Below are 14,066 nucleotides of genomic sequence, written 5' to 3' on the forward strand. Positions count from 1 at the left end.
ATCGATCCGTGCTGCGCAGTTAGCTCATGACCTCGCTTCGCGCCCGCTTGCGCAGGATGTCCAGCGCCTGCAGCAGGTAGCCGCGGAAGACGGCGTGGTTCTCGCTCATCGGGAAGTGCCCGATCTGCTTCATCTCGATTAACCCGGCGTTGCTGATCTTCGCGGCGGTTCTGGCACTGTCCTCGGGGGTGGTGAGGTAGTCATAGTCGCCGGTCAGCATCACCACCGGACACCGCTCGCCGTCGATCTCACCGAGCTTGTCGCGCATGTCGTGGTCGACCGAATAGAAGTGCAGGTCTCCCTTGAACGCTTCGGAGCCCTGGCTGTAGTAGAACCACGTCTTCCAGCGGTCGGCTTCGGGGGACTGCGGCGCCATCAGATCCCACACCCCACTGGCGCATACCTGAGCCGCATTCGCATGCGGGTGCTGCCACCAGTCCAGGTAGAAGCCCGGGGAGTAGTCGGCACCCTCAACCGGGACGACCCCGGCGAATCGGTCCGGGTGCCGCAACGCCAGTTGGAGAGCGACGTTGCCGCCGAACGAGGAGCCCATGAAGATCGGGCTCTCGAGTTCCAGCGCGTCGCACAGCGCAACGATGAAGTGCACGTAGTGGTCGGCCGTCAGCTTGTACTCCTCGGTCCACCACTGCGCGTTCTCAGGTGGATCCGACTTCCCGTGCCGGGGTAGGTCATAGGCGATGACGCGGTAGTCGTTGGTGATCTCGTCATCTTCGAGCAGCCCACGCCACTGGTGGTTGTGACACCCCGCGGTGTGCTGGCAGACGAGTGGCTGGCCGGTGCCGTTCTCGAGATAGAAGACCTTGTAAACGAGTCCGTCGACCTCGACGTCGACATAGTGCCCGGTGACGGGTGAAATCTTGCCCATGAGTTGACCTTTCGAGTATTGGGAAAATCAGACGGGGGCGCCGACGACACGCAGCAGTTCGATTTGACGGGTGACGCAACGCAGGTTCTGCATCAGGACCAGCAGGTCGCCTTCGAGCGTCATGTCACGCTGGAAGCTCGCAGCCCAGATGCCGTGGTACATCGGCGCGGGGGTGGGGACTCCGAAGTTGCGCCACGTCTCGGCGCCCGCTCGGATGGCGAACTGATAGGGCACATCCAGCGGGCCTGGATCGACGGCGACATCGACGACTTTGCCGCCGATCATTTGGACGATGAAGCTGTGGTCGGTCATGTCGAGCAGGTAGGAGCACGTGAAGTACTTGCCGTGGGCCTGGATTTCTGGATCCTGGTTGGTCGCCTCGGCGAATGACTCGGCCCAAGCGACGGGCGTCGGCGTGTTGGTGGTGACTGTCATCTGGCTTCCTTCGAATCGGTGGGGATGGTGTGCGACTTGTGAGCCTCGCCACGGTGTCGATCACACCCGCCGTCGCCGCCCACCGTCCAATACCTGTCAGCCATCGAATCGATAGTTATTGGCTAATAGTCACAAAGACCCTGGTCAACTATTATCGAGCGATGTTGCCCCAGCTCGACCTGCGACTTCTGACGTACTTCGTCGCCGTCGCGGAGGAGTTGCATTTCGGTCGGGCGGCGGCCCGGCTGCACATCGCCCAGCCGTCGCTGTCGGTGCAGATCCGCAAGCTCGAGCACACGCTCGGTGCGGTGCTGTTCCTGCGCGACAGCCGGCATGTCGAGCTGACCCAGGCCGGCGAGGTGCTACTCGAGGAGAGCAGACGACTGCTCAGCGATGCCGAACGGATCGTTGGGCTGACTCGCGCGGCCGCGTACGGATCCGGCAGGCGCAAGCTCGTGGTCGGCTTCCAGGCCAACGCCGCCGCGGAGCTGACGCCGCAGATCCTCAGCGCATTTCAGGCGCAGTTCCCCGGTGTCCAGGTGCACATGCAGGGCTTCGATTTCACCGACCCCTACGTGGGACTGGCTGACGGATCCGCCGACGTCGCGTTCGTGCGGCCGCCTCTGGTCGTCAGGGACTGGTTGGGGCTGGAGACGCTGTTCGTCGAGCCCAGAGTGCTTGTCGTGTCTTCGAGTTCGCCACTGGCGGGGCAGTCGGAAGTCAGCGTCCAACACGTGACGGACGAATTCTTCGTGGCGCGCAAGGCGCCGGAGGAATGGCGCAACTTCTGGCTGGCCACCGACTCCCGTCAGGGCGAGCCGGTTCGGCTCGGCGCCGAAGTGTCCACGGTGGACGAGTGTTTCGAGGCTATCCTGTCTCAACGCGGGGTGGCGTTCTCACAAGCGTCGACGCAAAGGTATTACAGCAGACCGGGACTCGCGTTCGTCCCCGTCACCGACATCCCCCCGACATCGCTTTCGATCGCGTGGCGCAACGATGTCGACTCGCAACTGGTTCGGGATTTCGTCACCACCGCGCGGATCGTTGCCTCGCTTGGCGCAGTGCCAGAGACGCTGTCCCCGCTCGCGTCCACAGTCAGCCTGTAGTCAATCGCCGATCCAGACGGTCTTGGCATTCATGAACTCGCGCATCCCGAGGTCGGAGAGTTCTCGGCCGTAACCGCTGAGCTTCACCCCACCGAAGGGGATCTCGGGGTAGCTCGTCGTGTTTCCGTTGATGAACGCCATACCCGACTGCACGTCGCGGATGAACAGCTCCCGCTCGGCCGAGTCTTCGCTCCACAGGTTCGAACCCAAGCCGTAGGGATGGCCGTTGGCGAGTTCGAGGGCTTCCGCGAGCGACGCGACGGGCCAGACCTGCGCCACCGGACCGAAGACTTCCTCGTGGTACATGTTCATCTCGGGGGTGACGTCGGTCAGCACGGTCGGCGGGTAGAACCAGCCGGGTCCGTCGGGCCGCTTGCCTCCCACATGCGCCGTCGCCCCCTTGCCGAGGGCGTCGTCGACATAGCTTTCGACGTCGGCTCGACCGGATTCGGTGGCCAGGGGGCCGACGTCGGTCTTCTCGTCCATCGGGTCGCCGACGACCAACTCCCCCATCTTCGCGACGAACATCTCGAGGAACGCGTCGTAGATATCGGAGTGGGCGAAGAACCGCTTGCCGTTGATGCACGACTGTCCGTTGTTGAGGGTCCGCGCCCTGACGGCGACGTCCGTGGCCCGCTCCAGGTCGGCCGACGGCATGACGATGAACGGGTCTGAACCGCCGAGTTCGAGGACCACCTTCTTGATTTCTTCACCGGCGATCGCCGCGACGGATCGCCCCGCGGGTTCGCTGCCGGTCAGCGTCGCGGCTTTGACCCGTTCGTCGCGCAGCACTTGCTCGACCCTGCCCGAGGAGATCAGGAGGGTCTGGAAAACGTCGTCAGGGAAGCCCGCGTCCCGGAATAGCTGCTCCATGTAGAGCGCAGTCTGCGGAACGTTGGATGCGTGCTTGAGGATCCCGACGTTCCCGGCGGTCAGCGCGGGGGCGGCGAACCGCATGGCCTGCCAGAGCGGCAGATTCCACGGCATCACCGCGAGCACCACGCCGATGGGCTGGTAGCTCACGAACGTCTGCTTGGCGCCGACGCTTGCACCATCTCCGGGTTCGGTGCGCAGGAATCCTGGCCCTTCGGCGGCGTAGTAGCGAAGCCCGCGAACACACTTGGCCACTTCTTCCTGCGCCGCGCGAAAGGTTTTGCCCATCTCCGTGGTGATCAGCTCGGCGACCGAGTCCGCCGCGCGCTCCAGACGTTCAGCCGCCTTGTCGAGCCACTGCGTGCGCTGCTCGACGGTTGTCAGCCGGTAGGAGTCCGCGGCGGCGGCCGCTCGCGCGAGTCTGTCTTCGAGTTCCTCGGATGTGAGTTCGTCGAACGTCTTGAGGACCTCACCGGTGAGGGGGCTTACGGTAGCGATAGCCATGCGGTGACCGTACGACCGCCTGCCTGCCGGTGCCTGTCACCGCTTGAATTCAGTTGCTTTGCGACGTCGCGGGATTGGATCGCGGCATCGTCGCCGGATCAGAATCGGTATGGGCACAGATGAAGTCGGATTGCGATACCCGAACGGCGGAACGCCTGATGACATAAGGGAAATATGCAACATCACTTAATCCGGGGAGCAACGATGACGGAATCCACAACAGCGGGCGCGGTCGCATCGGGCACGGTCGACATCGGCGATCTCAGCGTGAGACGGCTGGGGTTCGGCACGATGCGGCTGACCGGTAAGGGGATCTGGGGACCGCCCGACGACCACGACGAGTCGATCCGCGTACTGCGCCGCGCAGTCGCGTTGGGTGTCACGTTCATCGACACCGCAGACTCCTACGGCCCGTATGTGGCGGAGGAACTCATCCGCGAGGCGCTCCATCCCTACGCCGAGGACGTGCTGATCGCCACAAAGGCGGGACTGCTGCGGACCGGGCCGGATGTCTGGGTCCCGTTGGGCAATCCCAGTTATCTGCGCCAAGAGGTGGAGATGAGCCTGCGTCGGCTGGGTCTCGAGCGCATCGACCTGTTGCAGCTGCACAGGGTGGACCCGAACTTCCCGCTCGAAGACCAAGTCGGTGAGCTTGTCACGATGAGGGATGAGGGCAAGATCCGACACATCGGCCTTTCGGAAGTGGGGGTCGATGAGCTCAAGGCCGCGCAGCAGATCACGCCCATCGTGTCCGTCCAGAACCTCTACAACCTGGCCGACCGCTCCGCCGAAGACGTCCTCAACGAGGCGCAGGCCCAAGGGATCGCATTCATCCCATGGTTTCCGCTTGCGGCCGGTCCGTTGGCCGCCGCTGACGGCCCGCTGCACCAACTGGCCGTCGACCACGACGCCACGCCGTCTCAACTGGCCCTGGCCTGGCTGCTGAAGCGGTCACCGGTGATGCTGCCGATACCGGGTACGTCTCAGGTCAGCCATTTGGAATCCAACATCGCCGCCGCCGAAATCACGCTCACCGAGGCCGAATTCGCCGCAATCAGCGACGCAGCCGCCTGATACCGCTGCCCGGGAAACTCGCGATGCTCCGCCGGTGAGCGACCTACGGTACGCCGTTGATCCCCGGATGCTGACCCGGCGGCACGTTCGGTGCCGGGCTCGCCGTGTTGCCGGGTGTGAACAGGTTGCCGCCGGTGGGGCTGATGCCCTTCTCCGTCGGCGACGGCGGCGCCGCACTCGATGACGGCGCTGTCGTCGTTGTCGTTGTCGTTGTCGAGGGCGTCTGCCCCCCGTTGTTTCCGCACGCGCTGGCGAAAGCACCGATCGCGATCAGCGCGGAGCCGGTGACGACGACCATCCGAAGACGACTAATTCTGCCGGTAAACACAATTCATGTCCTCTTCGTGTCAATTGTTTCGGTGCACGCCGGGAGGCTCGGTGGGTGCTGGCGGCGCCTTGATTTCAGGTGTGAACAGGTTGCCGCCGGTGGGGTTGATACCCTTCTCGGTCGGCGACGGCGGCGCCGCGCTCGATGACGGCGGCGTCGTGGTGGTTGTCGTGGTAGTGGTTGTCGTGGAAGGCGTCTGCTCGCCGTTATTGCCGCATCCCGCTAGGAATGCGCCCATTGCGATCAGTGCCCCACCGCCTACAACTGCTACCAAGCGACGCCTGAACGGTTTCGAGCTCATGTTCCAGATCCTGTCGTTGTCTGGTAACCGCGGTTGTCATCGGTTCATCTTCTGGGTTACACAACCCACACTAGGGAGCCACTTATGTGACACACAACGTAAGCCAGTGAACTCGTAGGCAATCCGAAGTCCGCCCGCAGGCGTCTCACAGTCTGCCTTCGGCTTCGACTTGGTCCCGGTAGGCCTCAAGCAGGCGCAGCCACACTTCACTGATCGTGGGAAAGCACGGCACAGCATGCCATAGCCGTCGAATGGGCACCTCTGCCGCGACCGCGATTGTCGCCGAGTGCAACAGTTCCGCAACCCCTGGTCCGGCGAACGAGGCGCCCAGTAACACCTCCCTGTCGAGATCCACGACGAGACGAGCCTGCCCGACATAGCCGTCGGCGAACAGGTTTGAACCAGGCACTGATTCACCGATATTGACGTCCACAGCCTTGACGCGATAGCCACGCTGCCCGGCGACCTCCGCGGTCATCCCGACCGAACCCGCTTCGGGATCGCTGAAGAACGCCTGAGGCACGGCGTACGTGTCTGCGGTCGCGACGTGCGTGCCCCACGGCGCGGTGTCGAGGACGGCGCCCGACGCGCGAGCCTCGATCGCGCTTCCGGCAATGCGTGCTTGGTATTTGCCCTGATGTGTGAGCAAAGCGCGGTGGTTGGCGTCGCCGAGTGCGTACAGCCAGGCCCCGTCGACACCCGCAACCAAACAGGTCTCGTCGACATCGAGCCACGATCCCGGCGTCAAACCCACCGTCTCCAAACCGATGTCGGTGGTGTTGGGGATTCGGCCGGTGGCAAAGAGAATCTCGTCGACGCAAAGCTGCTCACCACTATCGAGTGTGATACTCACGGGGCCGCCCCGTTGTTGTCTTTTTAGTTGGGTGACAGCGACATTCGTCCGCACATCGACTCCGGAATCCCGCAGGCCACCGGTGACGAACTCACCGACGAACGGTTCCATTTTGGGCAGTAGGCCGGGGGTGCGCGCCAACAACGTCACCTGCGAACCGAGCCCCTGCCACGCCGTTGCCATCTCGACTCCCACTCCCCCGGCTCCCACAACGGCCAGGCGCGGTGGGAGCAGGCTGGTGTCGGTGGCCCTGCGATTGGTCCACGGCATCGCCTCGTCGATACCGGGAACGTCCGGCAGTGCTGCGGTACTGCCGGTACATACCGCCACCGCCTGGTTGGCACTGATGATTCGGTGTCGGTCGTCGACCGTGGAGATGACAACGCGACGTGGCCCATCCAAGCGGGCGTGGCCGCGGATGAGATCGACGCCGATGTCGGCCATCGTTGCAGCCTGCCCGCCGTCGTTCCAACCCGTCACGTAGCGGTCCCTGCGACCGAACACGGCGGCGACGTTGATCTGCTCGCCGACCGCCTCACGCGCCCCGTCGACACGGCGGGCATCGGCGACGGCCAGCACAGGACGGAGCAGAGCCTTGCTCGGAACGCAACCCCAGTACGAACATTCGCCGCCGACGAGTTCGCGTTCGACCAAGGCCGCTGAAAGGCCTGCCGATCGAGCGCGGGCGGCGACAGTCTGCCCGACGGGGCCGGCACCTAGCACAATGACGTCGTATGCATCTCGGCCAAAGTCGGAATCCTGCGGTACCTGGTCATCGGATGGCGTGGTCATAGTCAGTGAGTCCCTTCCGTAGAGCGGCCTACGGCGACCCATGAATGTGGCAGCACCTACGCCGATGCCGTATTGGCCGCGATCCTGCGCGACCACTCGACGCGTTGTTCGGTTGCGCTATTGGGTGGCCTAACCCAGTATTCTGGGTCCTATGACCCAGACTTGTCCAGGGCTTGCGCTGTAATGCAGCTGTGAATCCGGTGCGAAATCCCTTTACGGTGGCCTACCGTTTGTTCGGCGCCTTGGGCATCGACCGGGAGGCCCGCCCGCTGCGTGCCGGGCGAAACGCGGCGACGTAGTCGACCGCCGCGTTGACCAAGGCGACCAACGGTTCTGCCGTGCCAGTCGCATGAGAGAGCATGGCGCCGCCCTGATGTGCAACCAGCAGCGCGGTGGCGAGGTGCCGCAGGTCGGCATCCTCGACGAGATCGCCGCGACCGCGCATCGCCGCCAGTCCGTCACGGAATAGCTGTAGCCATCGGTCATATCCGGCAGCCAGGTCATCGAGGATGCCTTCGTCGGCTTCGAGAAGCTCGCCGACGAGCGAACCGTAGACGCATCCTCCACGCAGGTACACCGCAGGAGCGTCGGCGATGCAGGCGTCAGCCCATGCCCGTAGTGCCTGCAGGTTGTCGAGGTGACCGAACTGCGGCCTGGTGTGACGGTCCACGACGTCGTTGACACGCAACGCGATGACTTGGCGCGTGAGGTCGCGCTTGTCCACGAAATAGTGCGAAAGCTGTGACCCGCTCACGTTCACAGTGGTGCGCACATCTTCGAGGCTGGTTCCGCCGACCCCGCGCTTGAACATCAGGTCGGCGGCCTTTCGGACGATGCGCGCCCGCGTCGCCAGGCCCTTGCGAGTGAATCGTCGCCCAGATTCTGGGATGGGCGGTCCGGAGTCGCGCGTGCGCCGAGCGCGGGTTCGACGCGGTTTACGCGCTATCCGTTCAGCCGGATCGGCGGCGAAAATCCTCAGGTAGTTGACCACGAATCGGGTCGCGTCAGCGAGTGGCCATTCCTGGCGGTAGGCAAAGGTCAGTGTGCCCGCACCCTGGTGTCCGCCGACGACCACCAGCGCCAAGTGACGTGGATCGGCCGAAGTCAGCAGTACGCCAGTGTCTTTCATCCGCTGCAACGCCTGCTCGAGCAGGTCGACCCAACGCCAGTAACCGTCGGCGAGAGTCTGACGGGTCGCATCGTCGGATTTGACGAGTTGGCCGGCCAGCGTGTGATATGTCGGAGTCTTGGTGTAGCCGATCTTGCGCAGATATCGCATGTTCAGGTCGATCCAACGCTCGAAGTCATCGAACGTGTGCAAGCCGCCAAGCGCCGGCTGGCGATGAAAGTCCATCACCACCTCGATCTGGCGATCAAGAACTGCCCGGATCAACGCCGGCTTATCGGCGAAGTAATGGGTTAGCTGTGACCCGCTGACCGCGGCCTGCGTCCGCACCCTTTCCAGGTTGAATCCGGAGAGCCCCTGTGAGAGTAATACCTGTGCGGCGGAGCGCAGGATGCGCTCGCGGGTGGCACGTCCCTTGGCGGTAAGTCCCTGTACATCAGGAGGTTCTGCAGCGGCTGCCATTTGCCAGAAACGATACGCCGTCCTCCCAGAATATGGGACGAACAACCCAGTGTTGGATCGCGGGGCCTCATTCTCCGGTCGGCCGGTCGACCGGGAGCCTTTCCGGATCGGCCTGTCGAGTACCAGGGATGTCGGGACGCGTATATGCGACTAGGCAAAGACAGATCAAACCGATGGCGGCGACGGGCCACCAGACAGCGACTAACGCCGCGGCAACAAAGACCGCGATCGTGACAAAGGAACGCATCCGAAGCATCCGCCGCATCCGCCGCGACACGCCTTCATGAGAGGGCTGATCGACGGCCTCCCAGCAAAGCGCGAGATAAGTCGCATTGACCAGCACAAAGATTGCGGCGTAGAGAACCACCGGCGCTGAAGCCAGCCGGCTGTCGGCGATCCACTCCGTACTGAAGGGAATCAGCGACACCGAGAACAGATGCACAAAGTTCGCCCACACCAGCCGTGGGGTGGCCGCCTCGGCGTAGCTGAATAGATGGTGATGGTTGACCCATACGATCGCGATGAACAGATAACTGACCGCATAGCTCAACGCCGTCGGCCACAAAGGCACAAGCGACTCGAAGGTGTCAGCGTGCGGTGGTTTGAGTTCGAGCACCAGAATCGTGATGATCACAGCAAACACACCGTCGGAGAACAGGCTCACCCGTTCCGGACGCGGTCGTTGCACCGCCACGAGTTTCGGCCTTTCAGGTGCCAGGGATCGACCCAGTATTGGGCTACAGAACCCATATTAGTGCGTTGGATCGTCGGCGGCGAGAGCTTCCTTGTGCAGTGGACCCTGGACGCTATCTGCCCGCGGTGACCTTCAGCACCGACTCGGCAAGCTCGGGTCGGCACACGATCAGATCGGGCAGCAACGGGTCGGGCCGGTTGTATTCCAGCGGCGAACCGTCGATCCGCGATGTGTGCAGCCCGGCCGCCCGCGCAACCGCGACCGGTGCCGCGGAATCCCACTCGTACTGGCCACCGGCGTGCACATAGACGTCGGACAGCCCTTGCACGACGGATGCGACTTTCGCTCCAGCCGAGCCCATTTCGACGAGCACACCATCGAGCGCGTCCCGAACCTCCAACGCGACGGCCGGCGGGCGCGTCCTTGACACCACAATCCGTGGCTTGGCAGGCGCAGGCGGAGGGGCTGCGACGTCGGGCGTGGCGAGCGTGATCCCCTGTGCCGGCAGCGCCACCGCACCCGCCACGAGTTCGCCGTTACACCAGAGCGCGACGTGCACTGCCCAGTCGTCACGACCGAGTTCGGAGAACTCGCGCGTGCCGTCGAGCGGATCGACGATCCACACCCGCTCGGTGCGCAACCGGATGGGATTGTCGGCGCCCTCTTCTGACAACACCGCGTCATCGGGCCGCACAGATGTCAGAGCCTCCATCAGGAAGTCGTGGGACCGCTTGTCCCCCGCCGCCTTTCGCTCGGCCGCACTGGCTTCGGCAAGTTCCTCACGGACACCGAGGAGTAGTTCGCCTGCCTCGGTGGCCAGTCGCGCGGCGACCTCGTCGTCGCTGCGATCGGTCACGGGCGGCTTTCCAGTAGCTCGACGACGAGGGCGGCGAGCTCTTCGGGCGAACGCTCCGGGGTGAGTCGCAGATCGGGATTCTTCGGCCGCTGGTATGGGCTGTCGATCCCGGTGAAGTGCGTGATCTCGCCTGCCCGCGCCTTGGCGTACAAACCCTTCGGGTCGCGGCGTTCGCAGTCCTCGAGCGGGGTGTCGCAGAACACCTCGAAGAACTCGAGCCCGCTGTCGTTGGTCACTTTCCGTGCCAGCGCACGGTGCTCTTCGAGAGGGCTGATCGCAGGCACCAGCACCGTCTGCCCGGAGTCGGCGAGGATCGCGGCGATGTGGGCAAGCCTGCGCTGATTCTCTGCGCGATCGGCCATCGAGAAGCCCAGGTCGGCGTTGAGGCCGTGCCGAAGGTTGTCGCCGTCGAGAACGTATGCCGGGGTGCCCTTTTCGAGCAGTTTCTGTTCGACGAGCATCGCCACCGACGACTTGCCTGATCCCGAGAGACCGGTGAACCACACCGTGCGGCCCTTGGTCAGCCGGTCATCGGTGGTGCACAGCGATTCGTGCCGGACAGTGTTCGGGCTGGCCTGACGCGCCGTGACGTACGGCAGGATCATGCCCGCCGCAACGGTGCCGTTGGTGTTCGGATCGATCAGGATGAACGAACCGGTGGCCGCGTTGCGGCTGTACTCGTCGAGCAGCAGCGGCACCTGTGTGCGCAACGAAATGCGACCCAGCTCATTGAGTTTGAGTGCAGTGGCCGTTTTGTCCCGGTGCAGGGTGTTGACGTCGAGCCGGTAGTCGAGCGCGGTCACCCTGGCGCGGGTGGTGCGCGTCGTGTGCTTGATGATGTAGTCGCGGCCCGGCTCCAGCGACGCCTCGTCGGCCATCCAGCACACCGTGGCGTCGAACTCTTGGGTGACGCGAGGCTGGTTGTTGGGCCGCGCGATCAGGTCACCGCGGGAGATGTCGATGTCGTCGGCGAGGCTGACCGAAACTGCCATCGGCGGGAACGCTTCCTGGATGGGTCCGCTCGGCCCCTCGATCGCGGTGATGCGGCTCGTCTTGCCGGTGGGGAGGACAACGATCTCGTCGCCGGGACGCATGACGCCGCTGGCGACGGTGCCCGCATAGCTGCGATGGTCGGCGTGGTCGTGGGTCTGCGGCCGGATCACATACTGGACCGGGAACCGCACGTCGACCAGGTTGCGGTCGCCCGCGATGTAGACCTCTTCGAGGTGCGACAGCAGTGCGGGCCCGTCATACCAGGGGGTCTTGTCGGACTTGGTGACGACGTTGTCGCCCTGCAGGGCCGACAGCGGAATCGTCGTCACATCGTGGACGTCGAGACGCGCCGCGAACTCGTGGAAGTCATCGCGGATCTTCTCGAACTGTTCGCGGTCCCAATCGATGAGGTCCATCTTGTTGACGGCAAGCACGATGTGCCGGATGCCAAGCAACGACGCGAGAAACGCATGCCGTCGCGACTGCTCGAGCAGGCCGTGGCGGGCGTCGACCAGCACGATCGCCAACTGGGCGGTTGAGGTGCCGGTGACCATGTTGCGGGTGTACTGGATGTGGCCGGGCGTATCGGCGATGATGAATTTCCGCTTGGGAGTGGCGAAGTAGCGGTACGCGACATCGATCGTGATGCCCTGCTCCCGTTCGGCGCGCAGGCCGTCGGTGACCAGCGCCAGGTCGGTGTAGTCGTGTCCGCGCTCCTTTGAGGTGCGCTCCACCGAGGCCAGCTGGTCCTCCATGACGGCCTTGGAGTCAAACAGCAGGCGGCCGATGAGCGTGGACTTGCCGTCGTCGACCGATCCGGCGGTGGCCAGACGAAGAAGTGTGGTCATCAGAAATACCCCTCGCGCTTGCGGTCTTCCATGCCTGCCTCAGAGATCCGGTCGTCGGCGCGGGTGGCGCCGCGCTCGGTGAGCCGTGACACCGCCGTCTCGGCGATCACTTCGGACACCGTGCCCGCAAGAGACTCCACGCAGCCGGTGCACGTGACGTCGCCGACGGTGCGGAATCGCACTGTCTTCTCGACGACCTCTTCGTCCTTGCGCGGCTGCAGGTACTTGTGCACGGCCAGCAGCATCCCGTCGCGCTCGAACACCTTGCGGCGGTGGGCGTAATAGATCGACGGCAGTTTGATCTTCTCGGCGCCGATGTAGGACCAGATGTCGAACTCTGTCCAGTTCGACAGCGGGAACACCCGAATGTGCTCGCCTTTGTGGTGGCGGCCGTTGTACAGATTCCACAGCTCGGGCCGTTGTGCCTTGGGGTCCCACTGGCCGAACTCGTCGCGGAAGCTGAACACCCGCTCCTTGGCCCGCGCCTTCTCCTCGTCGCGCCGCGCACCGCCGAAGGCCGCGTCGAACTTGTTCTCGCGGATGGCACGCAACAGCGTGACGGTCTGAAGCGGGTTGCGCGACGGGATCATCTCGACCACGCGGCCCGCGTCGATGTCGTCCTGCACCTTGGCGACGACCAGCCGCACACCGGCCTGCTCGACGAGTTCATCGCGGGTCTCGAGGACCTCGTCGAAGTTGTGCCCGGTGTCGACATGCATGACCGGGAATGGCAGCCGTCCTGGCGCAAACGCCTTGAGCGCCAGATGCAGCATGACGATGGAGTCCTTGCCGCCGGAAAACAGCAGGACGGGCCGCTCGAATTCGGCGGCCACCTCGCGGATGATGTGGATCGCCTCGGCCTCGAGGGCCCGCAGGTGGCTCAGCTCGTAGCGCCCGGCGACCTGTTTCGACTCTTGCGCGGTCGTCATCGATTCCTCATTAAGTTGGTAGAATTGACCAGATTTACACCTATAACCTGTTATAGAACCAGCTCCCGCCTGCGATGTCAAAGCTCGATGCTCCTGAGCGTGCGCAGAATGCCAGAAACCCTCGGCGTGTCGGGTGCAGACACGCACGCTCGCGGTGCGGGTGGGTGGCCCCAGCTTGCGGGAAGGCGGTTACCTCGGAGGTAATTGAAACGAATCGAGCCATCGATGACACTCCATGGGTATGTCCCTTCCAGGTGGTGCGCAGTCCGGCGCCGAAGTCATGGCGCAATTCATCCCCGCCTCCCCGTTCGCGGCGAAACTAGGCATCGTCGCAGAGGTGCTCGACGGTGACGAGGTCCGGCTTCGGATGCCGTTCGATCCGACCAACGTCACGCTCGCCGACATGGTGCACGGCGGTGCGATCGCCTCACTTGCCGATATGACGGTGATGGCCGCCGCCTGGGCGAACGCCGAGGTACCCGATTCGCTTCGCGGTGTCACCACGTCGCTGGCGATGCAGTTCCTCGCGCCTGCACGGTCCACCGACCTCATCGGCGTGGGGCGGGTATTGCGGCGCGGCAAGACATTGGTCAGCTGCGACGTCGACGTCATCACGCCCGACGGCGAAGCGGTCGCAAAGGCGATCGCCACCTACAAAGTGGGATGAGCCAGGCGTTGGCCGCCACGGTCCGGCGGTGCCCGACCTATGCGGGCCGCCGGCAAACAAAAAACGGGAAATTTCGCAATTGTCAATTACGGACAAACCGGTGTCCTGCCGGTCGTATCATCCAGGCTAAGCAGGGTTGGGGAAGAGCCGAGGGGGCGTCCGATGACCGCCTTCATTCATCGTTTCGCAATCACCACTGCCGCCGCGGTGGCGCCGCTTGCATTGGTGACAATCGGCTTCCCCGCGGTCAGTAATGCGGTCGAATGCGGGCAGGGCACCGTGTTCGATCCGCCGTCCAACACCTGCATCGCAGCACCGTTGCCACTGTCTCATATACAC

General features: G+C 64.1%; 14 protein-coding genes. 3 read left to right on the plus strand and 11 right to left on the minus strand.

Annotated elements, in window-relative coordinates; translation table 11 throughout:
- Positions 1 to 19: 19 nt before the first annotated feature.
- Together D6M19_RS29495 and D6M19_RS29500 are read right to left on the minus strand one after the other, a co-directional pair.
- Complete coding sequence (locus D6M19_RS29495) at positions 20 to 886, minus strand: alpha/beta fold hydrolase (protein WP_123028831.1); 867 nt, start codon at positions 884 to 886, stop codon at positions 20 to 22.
- A gap of 27 nt (positions 887 to 913) precedes the next feature.
- Positions 914 to 1,321 (minus strand): hypothetical protein, encoded by a 408-nt coding sequence (locus tag D6M19_RS29500; RefSeq protein WP_123028832.1) that lies wholly within the window; start codon positions 1,319 to 1,321, stop codon positions 914 to 916.
- A 161-nt stretch (positions 1,322 to 1,482) separates the two neighbouring features.
- Here D6M19_RS29500 and D6M19_RS29505 point away from each other — a divergent pair, with 161 nt between their 5' ends.
- Positions 1,483 to 2,427, plus strand: a complete 945-nt coding sequence (locus D6M19_RS29505; RefSeq protein ID WP_123028833.1) for a LysR family transcriptional regulator — start codon at positions 1,483 to 1,485, stop codon at positions 2,425 to 2,427.
- Here the strand turns inward: D6M19_RS29505 and D6M19_RS29510 are convergent, their stop codons facing one another.
- Positions 2,428 to 3,804: an NADP-dependent succinic semialdehyde dehydrogenase gene (locus D6M19_RS29510; RefSeq protein WP_123028834.1), complete on the minus strand. Its 1,377-nt coding sequence runs from the start codon at positions 3,802 to 3,804 to the stop codon at positions 2,428 to 2,430.
- Between the two features lie 204 nt (positions 3,805 to 4,008).
- Here D6M19_RS29510 and D6M19_RS29515 point away from each other — a divergent pair, with 204 nt between their 5' ends.
- Positions 4,009 to 4,878, plus strand: coding sequence for an aldo/keto reductase (locus D6M19_RS29515; protein ID WP_123028835.1), 870 nt, complete (start codon positions 4,009 to 4,011; stop codon positions 4,876 to 4,878).
- Positions 4,879 to 4,921: 43 nt separating this feature from the next.
- Here the strand turns inward: D6M19_RS29515 and D6M19_RS29520 are convergent, their stop codons facing one another.
- The 8 genes from D6M19_RS29520 to cysD form a co-directional block, all read right to left on the minus strand.
- Positions 4,922 to 5,176 (minus strand): hypothetical protein, encoded by a 255-nt coding sequence (locus D6M19_RS29520; protein ID WP_123028836.1) that lies wholly within the window; start codon positions 5,174 to 5,176, stop codon positions 4,922 to 4,924.
- A gap of 49 nt (positions 5,177 to 5,225) precedes the next feature.
- A complete protein-coding gene (locus D6M19_RS29525; protein ID WP_123028837.1) occupies positions 5,226 to 5,507 on the minus strand; it encodes a hypothetical protein in 282 nt (93 codons plus the stop codon).
- Between the two features lie 145 nt (positions 5,508 to 5,652).
- Positions 5,653 to 7,152, minus strand: coding sequence for a dihydrolipoyl dehydrogenase family protein (locus D6M19_RS29530; protein ID WP_123028838.1), 1,500 nt, complete (start codon positions 7,150 to 7,152; stop codon positions 5,653 to 5,655).
- Positions 7,153 to 7,375: 223 nt separating this feature from the next.
- Positions 7,376 to 8,740, minus strand: a complete 1,365-nt coding sequence (locus D6M19_RS29535; RefSeq protein ID WP_123028839.1) for a TetR/AcrR family transcriptional regulator — start codon at positions 8,738 to 8,740, stop codon at positions 7,376 to 7,378.
- Between the two features lie 67 nt (positions 8,741 to 8,807).
- The gene (locus D6M19_RS29540; RefSeq protein ID WP_123028854.1) at positions 8,808 to 9,404 is read right to left on the minus strand and encodes a TMEM175 family protein; all 597 of its coding nucleotides are present in this window, start codon (positions 9,402 to 9,404) and stop codon (positions 8,808 to 8,810) included.
- Positions 9,405 to 9,546: 142 nt separating this feature from the next.
- Complete coding sequence (locus D6M19_RS29545) at positions 9,547 to 10,290, minus strand: 3'(2'),5'-bisphosphate nucleotidase CysQ (protein WP_123028840.1); 744 nt, start codon at positions 10,288 to 10,290, stop codon at positions 9,547 to 9,549.
- Entirely contained in the window at positions 10,287 to 12,131 is a 1,845-nt protein-coding gene (gene cysN, locus D6M19_RS29550; protein ID WP_123028841.1) for a sulfate adenylyltransferase subunit CysN, read from the minus strand. The genes D6M19_RS29545 and cysN overlap by 4 nt, the downstream gene beginning before the upstream one ends.
- Positions 12,131 to 13,060 carry a sulfate adenylyltransferase subunit CysD gene (gene cysD / locus D6M19_RS29555; RefSeq protein ID WP_123028842.1) on the minus strand — a complete coding sequence of 310 codons (930 nt, stop codon included), beginning with the start codon at positions 13,058 to 13,060 and terminating at the stop codon, positions 12,131 to 12,133. Before cysD ends, cysN begins: the two co-directional genes overlap by 1 nt.
- A gap of 241 nt (positions 13,061 to 13,301) precedes the next feature.
- On the opposite strand from cysD, the gene D6M19_RS29560 reads away from it, so the two are divergent.
- Positions 13,302 to 13,727, plus strand: coding sequence for a PaaI family thioesterase (locus tag D6M19_RS29560; RefSeq protein WP_123028843.1), 426 nt, complete (start codon positions 13,302 to 13,304; stop codon positions 13,725 to 13,727).
- The last annotated feature ends 339 nt before the right edge of the window (positions 13,728 to 14,066 follow it).

This window comes from Mycolicibacterium stellerae, from assembly GCF_003719305.1.
GTDB lineage: Bacteria > Actinomycetota > Actinomycetes > Mycobacteriales > Mycobacteriaceae > Mycobacterium > Mycobacterium stellerae.

What these genes read in the sequence shown, in the direction of transcription:
- D6M19_RS29495 (WP_123028831.1), bottom strand. Translation starts at nt 886, where the DNA reads ATGGGCAAGATTTCACCCGTCACCGGGCACTATGTCGACGTCGAGGTC.
- D6M19_RS29500 (WP_123028832.1), bottom strand. Translation starts at nt 1,321, where the DNA reads ATGACAGTCACCACCAACACGCCGACGCCCGTCGCTTGGGCCGAGTCA.
- D6M19_RS29505 (WP_123028833.1), top strand. Translation starts at nt 1,483, where the DNA reads ATGTTGCCCCAGCTCGACCTGCGACTTCTGACGTACTTCGTCGCCGTC.
- D6M19_RS29510 (WP_123028834.1), bottom strand. Translation starts at nt 3,804, where the DNA reads ATGGCTATCGCTACCGTAAGCCCCCTCACCGGTGAGGTCCTCAAGACG.
- D6M19_RS29515 (WP_123028835.1), top strand. Translation starts at nt 4,009, where the DNA reads ATGACGGAATCCACAACAGCGGGCGCGGTCGCATCGGGCACGGTCGAC.
- D6M19_RS29520 (WP_123028836.1), bottom strand. Translation starts at nt 5,176, where the DNA reads ATGGTCGTCGTCACCGGCTCCGCGCTGATCGCGATCGGTGCTTTCGCC.
- D6M19_RS29525 (WP_123028837.1), bottom strand. Translation starts at nt 5,507, where the DNA reads ATGAGCTCGAAACCGTTCAGGCGTCGCTTGGTAGCAGTTGTAGGCGGT.
- D6M19_RS29530 (WP_123028838.1), bottom strand. Translation starts at nt 7,152, where the DNA reads ATGACCACGCCATCCGATGACCAGGTACCGCAGGATTCCGACTTTGGC.
- D6M19_RS29535 (WP_123028839.1), bottom strand. Translation starts at nt 8,740, where the DNA reads ATGGCAGCCGCTGCAGAACCTCCTGATGTACAGGGACTTACCGCCAAG.
- cysN (WP_123028841.1), bottom strand. Translation starts at nt 12,131, where the DNA reads ATGACCACACTTCTTCGTCTGGCCACCGCCGGATCGGTCGACGACGGC.
- cysD (WP_123028842.1), bottom strand. Translation starts at nt 13,060, where the DNA reads ATGACGACCGCGCAAGAGTCGAAACAGGTCGCCGGGCGCTACGAGCTG.
- D6M19_RS29560 (WP_123028843.1), top strand. Translation starts at nt 13,302, where the DNA reads ATGTCCCTTCCAGGTGGTGCGCAGTCCGGCGCCGAAGTCATGGCGCAA.